We start from the raw sequence: 16,220 nt of genomic DNA, 5'->3' as shown, positions 1-16,220 counted from the left end.
AATATCCAATGCCTATGCCGGTGCTCGACAGCATCCAGGCAGCCCTGGCGGCTGTCAGTCATTTCCTGATCACCGAAGGCGCAGCGCTGCCGTCCGACCTGCGCGACGCTCTGATCGAGTCCAGCGGGCGGCCTTCGCCGGTCGATCGGATCGTGGAAGTTGGAGAGACCCTCTATGCCAACGCCAGCCTTTTGTCCGATGATGGAAAGCTTCTTTGCGCAGCACTGGTGTCCTTTGCCACGCTCAACGGCTGGCACGGCCTGGCCGAAGATAATCGCGGCGGGCGGATGGCGATGGCCATGCGGCGCGAGACCGGCGAAGAGCCCCCGGCTGGCCTGACCTGGCCTGACGCGGAGAGCGACCCCGCGCCCAAGGGGGCGCCAGTGGTGGCGGATGCCGAAGGCTGAGGCCGCGAGGGGAACAGCGATGATCAGCACCATCATCATGTCGGCCGCGACCAGCGCCGCCGCCGAGGCAGTCCGCTCTGGACCGGGTACGACCGCCCCGCCCAGCTTCAACGAAGACCCGTCGCTGTTCCTCTTCAACCTGTTCATCATGACGGCAGCGACGTTTCTTGGCGCGATGATGGTGGGCAAGCAGGCAAGCCGCATTTGGGGCCAGCGCTTCCATGATCACCCGCTGGATCCGGTGACGCTCTTTCGCACGATTACCCTTCTGGCAGCGTTCGGTCTGACCATCCGCTGCGGTGCCGCTGCGATGGAGCTTTGGGGCTGGAATCCGGATGATCCTTCCACGACCGCCCGCGTGCTGATGGCGAAGCGCTGGCTTGATCCGATCGGGGTAGGATGCGGCTTCCTGTGGATGGGTCTCGCTATCCTTGGTGAGCCGGGAATTGAGCATCAGCTGCGCAAGGCCCCGCTGCCAGTGGACATGTGGTCGCGGTGGCCAGCACTTGCGCGGGCAACGGCAATCATAGGGCTGAGCTTCATCGCCGCTCTGGCAGCAGTATGTCTCCGGTGAGACTGATATGGGGGGCTTCGGCAGCCGTGACCGGCACACTTTTCTCGCAGCAGCCCGTCGTCTGGTGGATCGCGGGCTATCCCTTTCCTGCTGGGCCCATGGTGGTCTGCATTTGTGCGGTCATCATCACCCGGGTCGTCATCGGCCTTCAATCAAAAGGGAAAGCGCAGCTGGCGCTTGACCTGTCCATCATGGCGCTCTGCGTCCTGATTTCGGTCCTGTGGGTGCAGGCGCATCAACTAGACATGCTGGCCGCAGGCATCACCGGCATGGGCATAGCCGCGATCGGAACCGGCATCATTGGCATGGCCAAAGGCTTTGTGGCCGCGCGCATCAAGGCAGCGATGCAGGCCTTTGGTGAAACGCTGATCGGCGGCGGGGATAAGGGCCCACCGGCTCAGCGCTGACCATCCCCATTTCTAGGGATTGACGATCGACAGGGCGCTTTCGGGCGCCCTTTTTCATGGGAGAATGATATGGGTTCGACCGAACCTGCGTGGTTGCTTGCCGCGCGGCGGCTACTCGGCACGCGTGAGGCGGCCGGGGCAGCCAACAACGGCACAATCCTTGGTTGGGCAAAACTGCTTGGCCTGAAGGTGCTGGGCATCGCCTACAATGCAGACAGCGTTCCTTGGTGCGGTCTGTTTGTCGCCCATTGCCTGAAGGCGGCGGGCATCGACCTGTCGAATATGAAGGTAGCAGTGCGGGCGAAGGCTTGGGCGACTTGGGGAGCGAACCTCGGCGCCAGTGTGCTCGCTCCTGGTGCAATCCTCGTCTTCGATCGCGAGGGCGGCGGGCACGTTGCCTTCTACGTCGGAGAGGATGCCACTCACTACCATGTGCTTGGCGGCAATCAGGGCGATAAGGTCAGCATCATGCGGCTGGCAAAGGGCCGCTGCATCGCCCGCCGCTGGCCTCGTGGCGTGCCGGTGCTTGGCCGCCCGGTCTATCTCAGCGCCTCTGGCGTGCCAGTGTCGGGGAACGAGGCATGACCCAGACGGCACTCCTCCGCCGCTACTGGTGGGCCATCCCCATCGTCGTGCTGCTTGCGGCCAACTCCATCCTGTTCCTGGTGTTGAACTCCCGCACCGCCGATCGCGATCAATGGCGAGATCGGGCTACGGCTGAAGAACGTGCCCATAAGCAGACCGTCGCCAACTATCGGGCCGCCTCCGCCGAAGCCCAGCGGCAAGCACAGGCCAATGTCGCCCGCGTGAAGGCCGACCAGGCCGCAATTACCGAAAGGACCGTCAATGACTATCAGGATCGCCTTGCCGATGTTGATGCTCGCCATGAGCGCGTGCGCGCGCAACTTGCCGCCCGCACCGATCTCCGCAGTTCCGACGCAGCTCCAATGTCCATCGCCAGCGACGCCACCTGCCGAGCTTATGCAGGGACAGATTGTGACGGACTTCTTGCCAAGCTCCGGATAGCCGAGCGGCAGGCGTGGAACTTGGTCGCGCTCCGCAGATGGGCCCAAGAGCAGGCGGCGGTGAAGGTGGAGCCGGTGCCAATCACCCCCGGAAGCGATTGACGACCCGCTTCCATTCGCGTTCGTCGGGCATCGGCAGATCGATCAGCCTGCCCGTGTACGGCCTGATCGCATCCAGCCTTCGCGGTCTCACCTTTTTCCCAGTGTATTGTCGGCAGACGCGGCACCACATCCTCGATCGAGCACTTCTGAAATCGTCAGGCCAGCCCTTGCGGTGAAAATGCCACCAGATACCGTGCGGCTGGAACGCAGCGAAATGACCGCAGCCGCACCCCACCTTGACGGCATAGCGCCAGGCTGCCGCTTCAAACAGACAGGTGGGAACCTTCAGACCATCGAAATAGCGGGACACTCATCCCTCCACTCTGCATGCTGGCACCCAAATTCGGCGCTCACTGATCCCAATTCACGTTCGCCCGAGCGAGCGCGGCAGCTTGGGTGTTGTACCCCTCTGAGACCAGGTCATTGATCATGTCCTGAACTTCTCGAGGGTGCATCGGATCTCCGCGTTCGATCTGCTTCATCATGGCATTATATTCGCGCAGGACAGGGTCTCGGCCGCGCCGCGCGATCTCAATCTGGTCCATCGGCTTGCGCCCTCACATGACAAAGGCGCGGTCTTCGCCATCAACGAAGCTGCGAAACTCTTCCGCTGCCTCAATCATCTCGGCCTCGGTAGGAACGGTCAGCCCGCGCGATATCGCGAGGTCGACCGCCGCGCGGGCAGCGTCGACGTGCGAGAAAAACCCCTCACCTTGCCGCTCATGGGTCGAGTGGGATTGAGGCTCAGCCCGCCGCACGGCCACGAACCATTTACCGTCGCCAAACTCCAGATCCACGTCCGGATGCGATGAGCCGATGGATTGGGGTTGCCGTTCCTGCTGCATTTTCCGTCCTCCGATTCGATGCCCGATTGTAGAACGAAATGAGAACAAACGGGAGTCCGGTTGACTCTCGGCTCGCCGCTTCTCACCTTCTGGTCATGTGCAATCGAGCTGAACGCGGCGACACGCAGAAGGTGCTGAACCTTTTCAAGGCCAAGCGTGGCGCGCGGTTCAATGAAGGCCCTCTCCAGATCCATCCGGCGCAGCCGGGCACCGTGATCCGCGTCGAGAATGGAGAGCGGGTGTTGGAGCAGATGACCTGGGGCTTTCCGCTCATCCAGAAGAGCAAGAAGACCGGCAAGCCGCTGAAGCCCAAGCCGGTGAACAACGCCCGCTTCGACAAGCTGCATACTTATTTCTGGAAGTGGGCCGCCGAGAAGCCTGAGAACCGCTGCCTCATTCCGACGGCCCGATACTGTGAGGCGTGCGGCGAACCCGGCTGCATGACCGAGACCTGGCTATCTGTGAAGGACCAGCCCATCTTCGCCTGGGCCGGGCTTTGGGCAAACAGCGATGAGTGGGGCAGCGTCTTCACCGGCGTGATGACGGACAACGCCCCGGACCTGATCGACATCCACGATCGCTCGCCCGTGATCATCGATCCAGAGGATTGGGATTTTTGGCTCACCGCGCCGCTTGAGGAGCTATACCGGTTTGACCGGCCGTACCCCGCCGATCGGCTTCGCGTAGAGCATACCACTACGCCTTGGTTCCAGCGCCGCGCCTCGCCATCAGCACCAACTGATCTGCTAATTTGAAGGCGATGCTCGGTCGGCTTGCGCCTCGGGATCAGGTGACGTCAGAGTGGTGTAACCGACCATCGCCAGGACCGCAGCAACAGCAGCAACGATAATCCAAAGGAAGCGCTTCGCATTCCTCGACCGTCTTCGCTCGTCATCTTCTGGCCGGTACAGCATCTAGCAGCCCGCCTGTCGTTCCGGATTCATCACCTCAGAGACGGCGTCATAACTTTCCTGCAGCTCCACCTTCTGCCCGTCAGAAAAGACGACCAGCGTGCCATCATCGCAAGGCTGGAAATAATCCACCTGCTCCATGTTTATGCTGATCGGATTTCCGTCGTTGAGGGTGAACTCCGCGATCATTGATATCCACCTTCGTCTTCTCTTTTTTCAGCGGCGTCTTTTTGGGCCCTCTCCAGATCGCTTTTCTGCTGCTCGTCCTGCGGCTTCTGCTTCTGGTCGTCGTTCGCTGGTTCTTTGGGCATGTCCGCCTCCTATGTGAAATGAGCGAACAACCGGGTCGGTCGCGATGTTCCGCCCGCACGACCGGAAGATAATATCGCTAAAACCGAATGTTATTCTGAACTGGTAAAGTAGGTTGGTGACTATCAGGCGTCCCTATATCTTTGGGCATATGGAATTGCCCTGTCACCAATGGCTCTATTCCCCGGCAGGTTTCCTGCATTGCGACCCTAACTGGCCCCGTTCCGAAAGGACGGGGCTTTTTGGTCGGGGTGCAACTGCCGCTCCGATCAAAATAGCGATCACAGATAATACTATCGATAATTAGCGCGGAACTGGGGAGCAGGGTATTGCAGCCTCGCTGGGCCGGGTTGAGGTTTGGGTCGCAAACGAAGCTTGTCTCGGTCCAGCACCCGCGAGCCGCCCACGTACGAAGTGTAAATTAATGAACCGGTATCGGCTCATGCCCCGGCTCATCGTGGTACAGCACATCGCCCAGCCTTCGACAATCGATTGCCTGCCCGCATTCAGGGCAGAGGATGAAGTGCTGGGCCTCGTTCTCAAGATCGGGTGCCGTGCACGGAATGGCGTTTAGCGCCTCGCGTGAAAGGCCGTTAATCATAGCAGCTCCAGCACAGTTGCATGGCGAAGCTTTTCCTCGCCTCGGAGATGGCGCACGCGGGCCTGCAGCTTGGGCTCCATCCACTGAGCAGCTTTGCGCTTTTCTGTTTTGAGCGGGGGGCTGTCCCGGTGCAGCTGCTCGGCCATGCCCCAGAAACGCTCTCGCTCCTTCGCGGTGAGGGTCAGCATGGCGCCGCCAACATATTCCAGTCCGTGCGGAGTCTCGCGCGCGCAGAGGGCCGTGGTGGGCCCGACACCCTGCTCCGTACCCACGATGACGAAATGATCCTCGGTGAACGCCTTCACCTTCAACCATGAAGTGACGTATCCGCTGCGATACCGGCTGTCGGCCTGCTTCGAAACGATGCCCTCCAGCCCCAGCGCTTCGGCATGATGGAAGAACTCGGGGCCGTGCCCAACGATGTGATCACTGAACTGGATCGGGAACGTAGGGTCGTGCTCGCCGATGATTTTGCGCAGCCGCTCGCGCCGGACAAGCAGTGGTTCGCGGCGGATGTCCATGCCGTCCACCATCAGCAGATCGAAGGCGTAGAAGACAAGGCGCTCAGGCGCAGACGTGATGGCGCTGCGAACCGCGTGAAAGTCGGAACGGCCAGCCTCGCTCTGCACGATGATCTCGCCATCGAGCAGCGCGACTCGACCGGGCAGCGCCTGAGCCCGATCTAGGATCAGCCGGTATTTATCACTCCAGTCGTGGCCATTGCGGGTGAATGCTCGGCTGTCCGCGCCATTCAGCAGCAGCTCGGTGCGGTACCCATCATATTTGATCTCGTGGATCCAATCATCACCTTCGGGGGCAGCGTCAACCAAGGTCGGCTGCATGGTAGGGACGAACCCAATTCGAGGGATAGATTGCTCCAGCATGGGAGTCGGCGACTCCTGTTGATCGAGTCGAGTTCCACACCGCTCAAAAAGCCCCACCTCACTGAAAGGAAGGCAGGGCAAGTTTGGGTCGCACTGCAGGCGAACCTGCGGACTCATGACTCTTGGCATACGGTTTCGTTGCAAGATGAAACGATTTGGAGTGGATTAAGAATGATTGCGGCGGAGCTGAGACTCTGCAGGTACAAAGTGGTATGCTGCCGTATCGCTCCGCTGGCTGACAGATAGCCGCTGTCGCCGCTAATGAGGCTTACCATGCGCCCTGAAACACGAACCGCCTATCACAATCGCCGATCCTATGAGGAACATGCCGACGCGGTTCTTTTTGCCGGATGGATCACAGGACCATTTCATCGCCGATCCGCCAGAATGCACCGTGAGCTTGCTCGAGAAACGTGCGCTCAGTTGCTCTGACGATGATCGGCTGCCATCTGAGCGCGAGATAGCCATTTTGCGCACTTCGGGATGAGCGATAACCTGCTAGAGCGCGGCTCAAGGCGTTAGCCCGACAGCTGGCGTGTTCACGGCCCCGGCGCTCTTGCAGCGTTCGGGGCCGACTAAACCGGTGCTGGTCAGACATCTTTCAGCGAAGCCCTTCGCCAGAAGGCCTCCATCGCCCCACTTCGCCACATACTGAGCGTGCCCCAGTTGGATCTGCTCACAGTCTCGAACGGTGTTGCACAGAGAGTACGCCGACTCTATGTTCCCCACATGTTCTCGCAACAATCTGCCCTCGCCGTGATCGGCGCTGACCTCCCGACAGCACGGGCATCCAATCGCCGGGCTGAGATCGCGAAGTGCAACCCGGGTGACGTGCTCCAGATCAGGCGCGAGGCTGGCCGGCGCGGAGGGTGCCGCATGGTTGGCGTCTATTCGCCGCGCGGCATCCAGATTGGTTACCTGGTCCCGCAGCAGGCGGAGCAGACAGCCGGCCTAGTCGCTGTGGCTCGGGCGATCTTCCAGCGTCCTGACACATTCGGCGCAGTGGCCCGAATCAATTTCGACGGCCGAGCGCCCACCCTGCCTCAGCCGAAACCCAAGCCTAGGCGCGATCCCCCTCCCCAGCCGCCAGCCGATGAGTTCTGCGATATCTTCCCGGCGCGGGCGGCTGGCTAAGCCCCTTCCTTCAGCATGGCGTCGATCATGGATTGCCATATTGTCCCGACCTTGATCGATGGTGTGAACGGCAAATCCGCCGTCCAGCCAGCGCGTTCCATGCTCTCGCTCGGCTCCCGTATCGCGCTAAGGACTGCGCGCACCTCCGGCAGATAGTCCTGCCACAATGGCTTACCGTCCATGGTCGCGCCAGGCGGGTTCCCAGCTAGTTCGCAAAGGGCGCGGGCGGCACGTTCCAGAGGACTTGACATGATGCGCTTTCCTCAAAAGATCAGTGGGTCGGCGGTTCATATCCTGCGAGAGCCGCCATTTCGACAATCTCCGCAACGCCGCAGTATAGCGTCAGGGAACAAACCGTGTAACATGTCGAAACAATCGTTGAAAAATAACGGTTTTCTACTGACTTTTAATCAGTAGGTCGCTGGTTCGAATCCAGCAGGGCTCACCACCTTCCACCGGCAGCTGAATGCTGCATGGGTCGGTGGAAAGCAGTGAACCGCGCATATCCGCTGTTTCAGACGCCCGTGATGCGTATGCCCGAGCCCGGCACCTTATATTTGCGATTGAGTGCGATGAGGACGGAGGTAAGCCCCTCCGCGACCACCGAATTGCAAAGCGGGCCAGCGTTCCAGGCGCGCAGGCCGATTTCCTGCGCCAATGCCACCACCTGATCGGCAGCGTCCGTGTCGTCGGCGCAAACCAGGACGTCGCATTCGACATCTTCGTCCAGCTTGGTCAGGTGATGAGCACTGATATTCTGGAAGGCAGATACGACGCGAACGCCCTCGCCCAGCATCTTCTGCACCGCTTCCACAGCTGATCCACCATTGGGAAGCTGGACCCGGCTGACCTTTGGCGGCACGAGGGGCACGGTCACGTCGATCAGGATCTTGCCTTCAAGCGCGCCAGCGACCTCCTGCACGGTGGACTGCTGCGCGGCGTAGGGTACGGCGAGGACGATGATCTCACCCTGTGCAGCGGCTTCGGCGTTGGCTGCGCCTGTCACGCTGTTGCCCCCGAGCAGCTCGTTCATTTGCGCGGCGGATTCCCTGGCACGTTCGACCGTGCGGCTGCCGATAACGACCTTGTGCCCCTTATGCGCCCAGCGGAGCGCGAGCCCGCCACCTTCCTTGCCGGTTCCGCCGAGGACGGCGATGGTCGCCAGTTGCTCATTCTGCATCAGCTATACTCTCCTGTTCATGACGATGCGGGGATGCATCTTGTGATCTTCGCCGGCGCTCGCCTGCGGTCCGTTTGGAGTTGCCGTAGCGTGGAGAAGGTGCAGAGAAAAGCCTGGTTAGGGCTAGGCGCGCTGCGAAAGGCAGGTCGGTCAAGCGCTTACGCCGCCATAGCCTTGTCCGCATGAGGCACGGGTATGGCCTGAGCGCCGCGCTCGGCAATCGCCTTGAGCAACGTCTCCACTTCCTTGCGCGCATTGCCTTTCAGGGCACCGGCGACGCAGCCCAGATAGCTGCTGACGAGCCGGGCCGTCACCTCATCATCGGCGATGCGGGCTTGGGCCCATTCGTTGATCGTCGCGAACTCGAACCGCACCAGATCATCGACCAGCTGATCGACATCGACCCATGGCTGGAGCTGCTTTTTCGCCGCGAGAAGCTCGATCCACCGGCGATTATGGTGGACGGCAGGCGCATGGATGGCGCTCCAAATTTCCGGATCGACGTCGGAGCTGAAATAGAGCGACATGACGGCCTTGACGTAATTCCGCAGTTTCCGGTTACGCTGAAGGATGGAGATCATGCGCTCAATATTATGTTCCATCGTGCCGGGCGGGCTGATGTAGGAGAGCTTGCTGACATATTCGTCGAAATATTCCTGGATGGCCGCCGCGATCATCCGTTCACGGGTCTGAAAAGCATTGTAGAGGGTCCGTTTGGCGACCCCGGCGCGGTGGCCGATCTCATTCATGCTGAAGGCCGTAATGCCCTGCTCAGCGATCAGCTTTCGCGTCTCCGCCAAGATCCGCTTGCGTCGTTCGATGATGGCTGGGCTCGAATAAATTTGTGGCCGGTCGCCTACATCATTCAACATCGGCTCTCCTTGCCGCTCAACAGCTTGTCGGTTCTGCACCTTAGCCGCAATGCATGCGAGTGCAAATTTCAAACTGGGGCTAAAGTTGATTTTGAGATTTTGATCAGCCGAAAGGAGTGACGATCGCCCCCCGCACTGCGTCACGCAACTGTCGGCGGATTGGATAGACGTTGGAAGGCAAATGCTGCGTCATGAGCAATCCGATGATCTTCTCGCGCGGATCGATGAAGAAGAAGGTCGAGAACACCCCGCCCCAGAAATATTCTCCGGTGGTGAGATCAGTGGCGAAGCCAAGCCCGAAACCTATTCCGGCATAGTCCGCCTCGCTGAACATGGAAGAAGAGTGTTGAGCGAGATCGCCTGCGCCCGGAAGATGATTGGCGTGCATGGCAGCGACCGTCTCAGCCTTTAGCAAGCGGACTCCGTCCAATTCACCACCGCGCAAAAGCATGCGTGCAAACCGGTGATAATCATGCGCGGTCGAGATCAGACCTCCGCCGCCGGATCGGAACCTCAGATTTCGCCGCCATCCGCTTCGAGCGCCTCTATCATAGAGCGATAACCGCTCATCTGGTCCCAACTGCCAGGCGTCGGTCATCCGATCCACCTTGTCTTCGGGCAACTCGAAGAATGTGTCGCTCATCCCTAGCGGCTGGAAGATGTGTCGATCGAAGAAACTGGCGAGGTCGAGACTGCTCAACCTTTCGACGATCACGCCCAAGACGTCCGTTGCCACCGAATAATTCCAGCGTTCACCCGGAGAAAATTCCAGTGGCAGCTGCGAGAGGGCGGCGACGAAGTCTGCGGAACTGCGCTTCTGCTGAAATTCGTCCAGGCTAAGCCGGCGATATTCCGCATCGATCGCCGTCTGCCGTTGGAGGCCATAGGTAAGCCCCGAGGTATGACGCAGCAGATCGATCATGCGCATCGGCTGCTTCAGCGCCTCCCGACCCAAGCCGACGGAGAGATTTTCAAATTCGGGGAGGATGTTCGTTACCGGATCGTCGAGCGCGACCAATCCCTGCTCCACCAACATCATGAAGGCGACCGAAGTGATGGGCTTCGTCATCGATGCGATGCGGAACAGCGAGTCGGGACGGAGGGGTTCTCCACTGGCGCGGGCGATGCCGCTGATGTGGGACAGCAAAACCCGTTCTTCACGCGACACAAGCAGGCGCAAGTGCGGCAGCTTGCCCGTGGTCACATATTGAAGGTGCAGCGAGTTGGCGAGCTGTTCCAATCGGCTGGGGTCCATGCCCGCCGCTTTTGCTGCCGCCGCGTCAATCTGCGTCGTCGCCTGCATTCCGCCTCCAATGTCCTGCCCCCTCCTGCCGCTAAAGCAGCTACAGGCCCAGGACAATGGCGGGAACCCTGTTCGTCAGGGATGGATGGCGAAGTCGAAAATGCGCGCAGAGCCCGTGCCGTTACCCCACATGCCAGGGCCAGCACCCGCGCTGACCGAATAGATGAAGCCATATTCGCCCGTGGGAAGATCGGCCGACGGCGTTACCTTGAACACGCCCGGCGTCACTTGTTCATAGTCGAACGGGATGCGGTCCTTGTCCATCACCCCTGCCTTTGCTCCGGCCAGGTTCATGCTGCCAACACGTGTCTCGCGCCGATCCTTCTTCACATCGAAGCGGATGAGGCTGAATTCATTGGGAGAGGTGATGGCGCTGGCAGGGCCCGATAGCCATAGTGACGCGCCACCGGCCTGAGACAGACCGCGGGTCGCCTCATCGAAATAGAAATAGAAGGTCGGCCGCGCTCGGCCCGTGCGGACCCGCGCCGTAATGTTCGGAATGACTGCCTTGATGCTGAGAGAAGCGATACCGCCGGTGAAGGCGTAGCCCAATATACCGCCGGTCTTGCTCTGATTCGAGGTGGTCGGATCGATCCGCACCATGCGGGCATCATTCGCCAGGTAAACGCCGGACGGATGCGGCACCAGGGGATCGGGTGAGTCCGCCGAGAATGCCGCCTTGGAAGATACCGCGCCTTGCGAGCCTGCGTCGATCATCGCCGCGATGACCGGACCGGACACGCCACGCTTTTTCAATGTGATCAGATCGTCCGTAGATAAGGCGTAATGGGCAGCCGATGCCTTGATCTTCGCGATCACGGCATCATCACCCAACCCCGCCTGGACAAGGGACACGACCATGTCATTGGTCAATGTTTCCGCCCGAACGGCCGACGGCGCGCCAGCGGCGAGCAGCACCAATCCCGCGAGGAAGCCGCCAGTCTTCATATGTCACCCCCTGTGGAGGGAAAGCGCCCCCGCTTTCACCTACCAGCAAGAGGTTTAGACAGCGGGCACCGCTTTAGGCAAGCGCCTTGCGGACCAGTTCATTGACGACCTGAGGATTTGCCTTGCCCTGCATGGCCTTCATCGTCTGTCCGACGAAGAAGCCGAACAGCGCTTCCTTGCCCGCCCTGTACTGCTCGACCTTGTCACCATTATCAGCCAGCACCTTGGCGACCGCTGCTTCGATCGCGCCGGTGTCGCTGGTCTGCTTCAGGCCCTTTTCCTCGACGATCCGGGGCGCACGCTCGCCGGTTTCGAGCATGATTTCGAACACCTGCTTGGCGATTGTTCCGCTGATCGTACCGTCGGCGACGAGGGCGAGCAGCTCCGCGCCCTCTTCCGGGCCGACGGGGCTATCTTCGAGGTTCTTGCCCAGACGATTGAGCGCACCATAAAGCTCCGACAGCAGCCAGTTGGCGGAGGCCTTGGCGACTTCGCCCTCGCTCTTCTTCTGGATGCGCGCGCCTTCGGCGAGCAGTGCTTCGAACCAGCGCGCCGTGTCGGCGTCAGCGGTCAGGGTTGCGGCATTATAGGCGGAAAGGCCCAGTTGCTCCTCATAGCGGCGGCGCTTCGCGTCGGGCAGTTCGGGCAGCGACTGGCGGCATTCCTCCAGGAAGGCGTCGTCCAGCTCAAGCGGCAGCAAGTCGGGGTCCGGGAAATAGCGATAGTCATGCGCGTCTTCCTTCGACCGCATGGACCGCGTTTCATTCTTGTCCGGATCGTAGAGGCGGGTTTCCTGCACCACCTTGCCACCAGCCTCCAGCACATCGACCTGACGATTGGCCTCATGCTCAACCACCGCCATGACGAAGCGGACCGAGTTCACATTCTTCGTCTCGGTACGGGTGCCGAATTCATGCCCCGGCTTGCGTACGGAGACATTGACGTCCGCACGCATCGAACCCTGATCCATATTGCCATCACAAGACCCGACATAGCGCAGGATCGTCCGCAGCTTCGACAGATAGGCTCCAGCCTCGGCAGGCGAGCGCATGTCGGGTTTCGACACGATCTCCATCAGCGCCACGCCAGAGCGGTTGAGGTCGACATAGGAGCGGGTCGGATGCTGATCATGCATCAACTTGCCCGCATCCTGCTCGACATGGATGCGTTCGATGCCGATCGTCTTCGTGCTGCTGTCAGGGTTCTTCTCGTCCAGCGTGATCTCGATCTGCCCCTCACCTACCAGCGGGTGGTAAAGCTGGCTGATCTGATAGCCCTGCGGCAAGTCGGCGTAGAAATAGTTCTTGCGGTCGAAGCGCGACCATTTGTTGATCTTTGCATCGATGGCCATGCCGGTGCGTACCGCCTGACGGATGCACTCCCGATTGGGTACGGGGAGCATGCCTGGCATCGCCGCGTCGACCAGGCTTACCTGCGTATTCGGCTCCGCACCGAAAGCGGTCGCCGCGCCGGAAAAGAGCTTCGCCTGGCTCGTCACCTGCGCATGGACTTCGAGGCCGATCACGACCTCCCACTCGCCGGTTGCGCCCTGAATGCGATAGGTTGATTCAGTCATTTTCTACACCGCCATCCCAGCGAATTTTTCATGTCGTCGTCCCAGCGGAGGCTGGGATCTTTCCAACTGTCGTGCCACGCCGCCTGAGATCCCAGCTTGCGCTGGGATGACGACGACATGAGCTTACCACCACTTCTCCGGCCGAGCCGTGAAGCCCGCGCGCTCTTCGATAGCCAGGCCTGCGTTCAGCACCGTCTGCTCGTCCAGTGCCTTGCCGATGATCTGGAGACCGAGCGGCAAGCCTTGCGCGTCCAGCCCGCCCGGCACTGCCATGGCTGGCAGCCCGGCCAAAGAAGCCGGCACGGTGAAGACGTCGTTCAGATACATGGCCAGCGGATCAGCCTGCTTCTCACCCAAGGCGAAGGAGGCGCTCGGTGCGGTCGGCGTCAGCAGCAGATCGCACTTTTCAAAAGCCTGCTCGAAGTCGCGCGCGATCAGCGCCCGAACCTTCTGCGCCTGCGTGTAATAGGCATCGTAGAAGCCCGCCGACAGCACATAGGTGCCGATCATGATGCGGCGCTTAACCTCTGGACCGAACCCGGCAGCGCGAGTGGCCGCATACATGTCCTGCAGCCCCGCGCCATCGGGCAGGTCGCGCTGGCCATAACGCACGCCGTCATAGCGGGCGAGGTTGGAGGAAGCCTCGGCAGGCGCGATGATATAGTAAGTCGGCAGCGCATATTTGCTATGCGGCAGCGACACTTCCACTATCTCGGCGCCCGCGTCCTTCAGCCATTCGATGCCGCGATCCCAAAGCGCCGCGATCTCTTCATTCAGGCCATCGGGGCGATATTCCTTGGGGATGCCGACCTTCTTGCCCTTGAGATCGCTCGAAAGATTAGCCTCCCACTGCGGCACGGCCAGATCGAGCGAGGTCGAATCCTTAGGATCGAAGCCCGCCATCGTTTCGAGCAGGATCGCATTGTCGCGCACCGTCCGCGCCATCGGCCCGGCCTGATCGAGCGAGCTTGCGAATGCCACGATGCCCCAGCGAGAGCAGCGGCCATAGGTCGGCTTGATGCCGCTGATGCCGGTGAAGGCGGCAGGCTGACGGATCGAGCCGCCCGTATCGGTGCCCGTCGCCGCGGGGGAAAGCCGGGCCGCGACGGCGGAAGACGAGCCGCCCGAAGAGCCACCTGGCGCCAGCGCGGCATTGTCGCCGCCGCCGCGCCGCCAGGGCGAGATCACATTGCCGAAATAGCTGGTTTCGTTGGACGATCCCATCGCGAACTGGTCAAGGTTGAGCTTGCCCAGCATGCCCGCGCCCGCATCCCACAGCTTCTTCGAAACGGTGGACTCATAGGTCGGCTTGAAGCCTTCCAGCATGTGGCTCGCGGCCGTCGTCTGCACGCCTTCGGTGCAGAACAGGTCCTTCATGCCGATCGGTACGCCTGACAGCGGCTTCAGCGCCTCGCCCGCCGCTTTAGCCTTGTCGGCCACATCGGCTGCTTCCAGCGCCTTTTCCGGGGTCTCGACGATGAAGGCATTCAGCGCTCTAGCCGCCGCGACATTGGCGTTGAACGCGTCGGCCACTTCACGCGCCGAAAAGTCGCCAGCGCGGAAGCCGTCCCGGATTTCGGCCACTGTAAGATCAGTGAGATTGCTCATTATTCAATCACCTTCGGCACCGCGAAAAAGCCATGTTCAGCCTGTGGCGCGTTCGCCAGCACCCTGTCACGAACATCGCCATCGGTAACGGCATCGTCCCGCAGGCGCAGCTTGTTGGGGATAACGGCAGTCATCGGCTCCACGCCGGTCACGTCCACCTCGCCCAATTGCTCCACCCAGCCGAGGATGTTGTTGAGTTCAGGCACCATGGCTTCGGCTTCGGCGTCAGTCACCGAAATGCGCGACAGGCTGGCGATCTTCTTTACGGTCTGAAGGTCTATTGACATGGCGCCGCCGCTACCACCCGCTCACGTCCGCTTCAAGTCCGCACTTGCGCGTGAGGATCGGCTGCGCCAGACAGGCGCCGCCCGACGCAGCCTATGGAGCCCTGCCGGCCGAAGGAGAGCAAAGCATTGGCCCGCAAGTTCCTCTATGTCGTCGCCAGCCTGATCGTGCTGGTTCTCGCGGCGCTGCTGGTCTATCGCATCTGGGGCATGGAACTGATCCGCGCGGTGATGGTGCCGCGCGAGGCCTTCACTCCCATCGCTCCGCTCCCGGCGAACGCCTATGAGGATGCGAAAATGTGGATATCCCGCCCGGATATCCGGCATGACAATCCCGCGTTGTGGAAACCGGCCGGGCAAAAGGATGAACCGATGCCGCAAAAGGCGGCGGTCTTTTTCATTCACCCCACGTCCTACATCACTGCTTTTAGCAGCGCGCACTGGAACATGCGGCTGGACGACAAGGATGCTTTGGCGACCGCCCGCCGGTTCGTGCAAGGGCAGGCGAGCGCCTTCAATGCGGTCGGCAATGTCTGGGTGCCGCGCTACCGGCAGGCGAATTACGGCGCATTCCTCACCGGCAAGCCCGCAGGTGAGCAGGCTTTGGCCGCCGCGTACAGAGACGTTTCCCAAGCTTTTGCCGCTTTCCTGAAGGCAAATCCGGCTGGTCCGATCATTCTCGCAGGGCATAGCCAGGGTTCGCGCCATTTGCTCCAGCTGCTCCATGACCAAGTGGCAGGCAAGCCGGTGGCTTCCCGTGTCGCTGCGGTCTACGCAGTGGGCTGGCCCGTCTCTGTGGAGGCTGACTTGCCCGCCCTCGGCCTGCCCGCATGTGCGCGGAGCGATCAGGCGCGCTGCATCCTCAGCTGGCAAAGCTATGCGGAGCCCGCTGATCCTTCGCCGATGATCGAGAGTTTCGAGGGCAAGGCGGGGTTCAATGGAAGGCCGCGCAAGGACACCCATATGCTCTGCACCAATCCGATAACAGGCACCTTCAACGGGGCTGCCCCGGCCAGCGCCAATCAGGGAACGCTAGACAGCCGAGAAGAAGGAAAGCCAGCCCGCTTGCTCAAGGGCGTCGTACCGGCGCGGTGCGAGAGCAGGGGCATATTGATGATCGGTGAGCCGATCGACATGGGGCCTTTCACCCTTCCGGGCAATAATTACCATGTCTACGACTATAGCCTTTTCTGGGGCGACGTGCGCGAAGACGCCCGCCGCCGCCTGGCGAATTTCGCAAAGTCGTGAGT

Annotated in this window: 23 protein-coding genes; 9 read left to right on the top strand and 14 right to left on the bottom strand. The window is 61.1% G+C overall.

The annotated features are described in order from the left end of the window. Positions 1-8: 8 nt before the first annotated feature. The 5 genes from MU848_RS07595 (at position 9) to MU848_RS07575 (ending at position 2,515) form a co-directional block, all read left to right on the top strand. On the top strand, positions 9-407 hold the full coding sequence (locus tag MU848_RS07595) for a hypothetical protein (RefSeq protein WP_247231060.1): 399 nt from the start codon (positions 9-11) through the stop codon (positions 405-407). Positions 408-426: 19 nt separating this feature from the next. Beyond that, positions 427-981 (top strand): hypothetical protein, encoded by a 555-nt coding sequence (locus MU848_RS07590; RefSeq protein ID WP_247231059.1) that lies wholly within the window; start codon positions 427-429, stop codon positions 979-981. Between the two features lie 26 nt (positions 982-1,007). Next, on the top strand, positions 1,008-1,388 hold the full coding sequence (locus MU848_RS07585; RefSeq protein WP_247231058.1) for a hypothetical protein: 381 nt from the start codon (positions 1,008-1,010) through the stop codon (positions 1,386-1,388). A gap of 69 nt (positions 1,389-1,457) precedes the next feature. Next, complete coding sequence (locus MU848_RS07580; protein WP_247231057.1) at positions 1,458-1,973, top strand: TIGR02594 family protein; 516 nt, start codon at positions 1,458-1,460, stop codon at positions 1,971-1,973. Continuing rightward, positions 1,970-2,515: a hypothetical protein gene (locus MU848_RS07575; RefSeq protein WP_247231056.1), complete on the top strand. Its 546-nt coding sequence runs from the start codon at positions 1,970-1,972 to the stop codon at positions 2,513-2,515. The genes MU848_RS07580 and MU848_RS07575 overlap by 4 nt, the downstream gene beginning before the upstream one ends. On the opposite strand, the gene MU848_RS07570 is transcribed toward MU848_RS07575, so the two are convergent. The 3 genes from MU848_RS07570 to MU848_RS07560 are packed head-to-tail and all read right to left on the bottom strand — an operon-like array spanning position 2,496 to position 3,360. Beyond that, on the bottom strand, positions 2,496-2,825 hold the full coding sequence (locus MU848_RS07570) for a hypothetical protein (RefSeq protein ID WP_247231055.1): 330 nt from the start codon (positions 2,823-2,825) through the stop codon (positions 2,496-2,498). The genes MU848_RS07575 and MU848_RS07570 overlap by 20 nt on opposite strands. Before the next feature lie 40 nt (positions 2,826-2,865). Next, entirely contained in the window at positions 2,866-3,060 is a 195-nt protein-coding gene (locus MU848_RS07565) for a hypothetical protein (protein ID WP_247231054.1), read from the bottom strand. Between the two features lie 12 nt (positions 3,061-3,072). After that, positions 3,073-3,360: a hypothetical protein gene (locus MU848_RS07560; protein WP_247231053.1), complete on the bottom strand. Its 288-nt coding sequence runs from the start codon at positions 3,358-3,360 to the stop codon at positions 3,073-3,075. 95 nt (positions 3,361-3,455) lie between these two features. On the opposite strand from MU848_RS07560, the gene MU848_RS07555 reads away from it, so the two are divergent. After that, on the top strand, positions 3,456-4,115 hold the full coding sequence (locus MU848_RS07555) for an SOS response-associated peptidase family protein (protein ID WP_247231052.1): 660 nt from the start codon (positions 3,456-3,458) through the stop codon (positions 4,113-4,115). A 159-nt stretch (positions 4,116-4,274) separates the two neighbouring features. Here MU848_RS07555 and MU848_RS07550 read toward each other — a convergent pair whose 3' ends face one another. Together MU848_RS07550 and MU848_RS19000 are read right to left on the bottom strand one after the other, a co-directional pair. Beyond that, on the bottom strand, positions 4,275-4,460 hold the full coding sequence (locus tag MU848_RS07550) for a hypothetical protein (protein WP_247231051.1): 186 nt from the start codon (positions 4,458-4,460) through the stop codon (positions 4,275-4,277). After that, entirely contained in the window at positions 4,457-4,582 is a 126-nt protein-coding gene (locus MU848_RS19000; RefSeq protein ID WP_281494317.1) for a hypothetical protein, read from the bottom strand. Before MU848_RS19000 ends, MU848_RS07550 begins: the two co-directional genes overlap by 4 nt. 440 nt (positions 4,583-5,022) lie before the next feature. Here MU848_RS19000 and MU848_RS18995 point away from each other — a divergent pair, with 440 nt between their 5' ends. Continuing rightward, entirely contained in the window at positions 5,023-5,154 is a 132-nt protein-coding gene (locus MU848_RS18995) for a hypothetical protein (protein ID WP_281494316.1), read from the top strand. 23 nt (positions 5,155-5,177) lie between these two features. Here the strand turns inward: MU848_RS18995 and MU848_RS07545 are convergent, their stop codons facing one another. Further along, positions 5,178-6,182: an ATP-dependent DNA ligase gene (locus MU848_RS07545; protein ID WP_247231050.1), complete on the bottom strand. Its 1,005-nt coding sequence runs from the start codon at positions 6,180-6,182 to the stop codon at positions 5,178-5,180. A gap of 612 nt (positions 6,183-6,794) precedes the next feature. Here MU848_RS07545 and MU848_RS07540 point away from each other — a divergent pair. Beyond that, complete coding sequence (locus MU848_RS07540; RefSeq protein WP_247231049.1) at positions 6,795-7,199, top strand: hypothetical protein; 405 nt, start codon at positions 6,795-6,797, stop codon at positions 7,197-7,199. Here MU848_RS07540 and MU848_RS07535 read toward each other — a convergent pair. The 8 genes from MU848_RS07535 to gatC all read right to left on the bottom strand — a co-directional run bounded on the left by MU848_RS07535 (position 7,196) and on the right by gatC (position 14,973). Then, complete coding sequence (locus tag MU848_RS07535; protein WP_247231048.1) at positions 7,196-7,450, bottom strand: hypothetical protein; 255 nt, start codon at positions 7,448-7,450, stop codon at positions 7,196-7,198. The genes MU848_RS07540 and MU848_RS07535 overlap by 4 nt on opposite strands. Before the next feature lie 263 nt (positions 7,451-7,713). Continuing rightward, entirely contained in the window at positions 7,714-8,379 is a 666-nt protein-coding gene (gene npdG, locus MU848_RS07530; RefSeq protein WP_247231047.1) for an NADPH-dependent F420 reductase, read from the bottom strand. 158 nt (positions 8,380-8,537) lie between these two features. Next, a complete protein-coding gene (locus MU848_RS07525) occupies positions 8,538-9,251 on the bottom strand; it encodes a TetR/AcrR family transcriptional regulator (RefSeq protein WP_247231046.1) in 714 nt (237 codons plus the stop codon). A gap of 103 nt (positions 9,252-9,354) precedes the next feature. Then, positions 9,355-10,554 (bottom strand): serine hydrolase domain-containing protein, encoded by a 1,200-nt coding sequence (locus tag MU848_RS07520; protein WP_247231045.1) that lies wholly within the window; start codon positions 10,552-10,554, stop codon positions 9,355-9,357. A gap of 75 nt (positions 10,555-10,629) precedes the next feature. Then, entirely contained in the window at positions 10,630-11,502 is an 873-nt protein-coding gene (locus MU848_RS07515) for a hypothetical protein (RefSeq protein WP_247231044.1), read from the bottom strand. 73 nt (positions 11,503-11,575) lie between these two features. Beyond that, positions 11,576-13,078: an Asp-tRNA(Asn)/Glu-tRNA(Gln) amidotransferase subunit GatB gene (gene gatB / locus MU848_RS07510; protein WP_247231043.1), complete on the bottom strand. Its 1,503-nt coding sequence runs from the start codon at positions 13,076-13,078 to the stop codon at positions 11,576-11,578. Between the two features lie 123 nt (positions 13,079-13,201). Next, a complete protein-coding gene (gene gatA / locus MU848_RS07505) occupies positions 13,202-14,686 on the bottom strand; it encodes an Asp-tRNA(Asn)/Glu-tRNA(Gln) amidotransferase subunit GatA (protein WP_247231042.1) in 1,485 nt (494 codons plus the stop codon). Next, positions 14,686-14,973 (bottom strand): Asp-tRNA(Asn)/Glu-tRNA(Gln) amidotransferase subunit GatC, encoded by a 288-nt coding sequence (gene gatC / locus MU848_RS07500; protein ID WP_201514091.1) that lies wholly within the window; start codon positions 14,971-14,973, stop codon positions 14,686-14,688. Before gatC ends, gatA begins: the two co-directional genes overlap by 1 nt. A gap of 126 nt (positions 14,974-15,099) precedes the next feature. Between gatC and MU848_RS07495 the strand changes: the two genes are divergently transcribed. Next, positions 15,100-16,218, top strand: a complete 1,119-nt coding sequence (locus MU848_RS07495) for a DUF3089 domain-containing protein (RefSeq protein WP_247231041.1) — start codon at positions 15,100-15,102, stop codon at positions 16,216-16,218. Positions 16,219-16,220 lie beyond the last annotated feature (2 nt).

This window comes from Sphingobium agri (assembly GCF_023051225.1).
Taxonomy (GTDB): Bacteria; Pseudomonadota; Alphaproteobacteria; order Sphingomonadales; family Sphingomonadaceae; genus Sphingobium; species Sphingobium agri.
The sequence above is the reverse complement of the archived record's forward strand: the minus strand, read 5'-3'. Positions and strand labels throughout refer to the sequence as shown.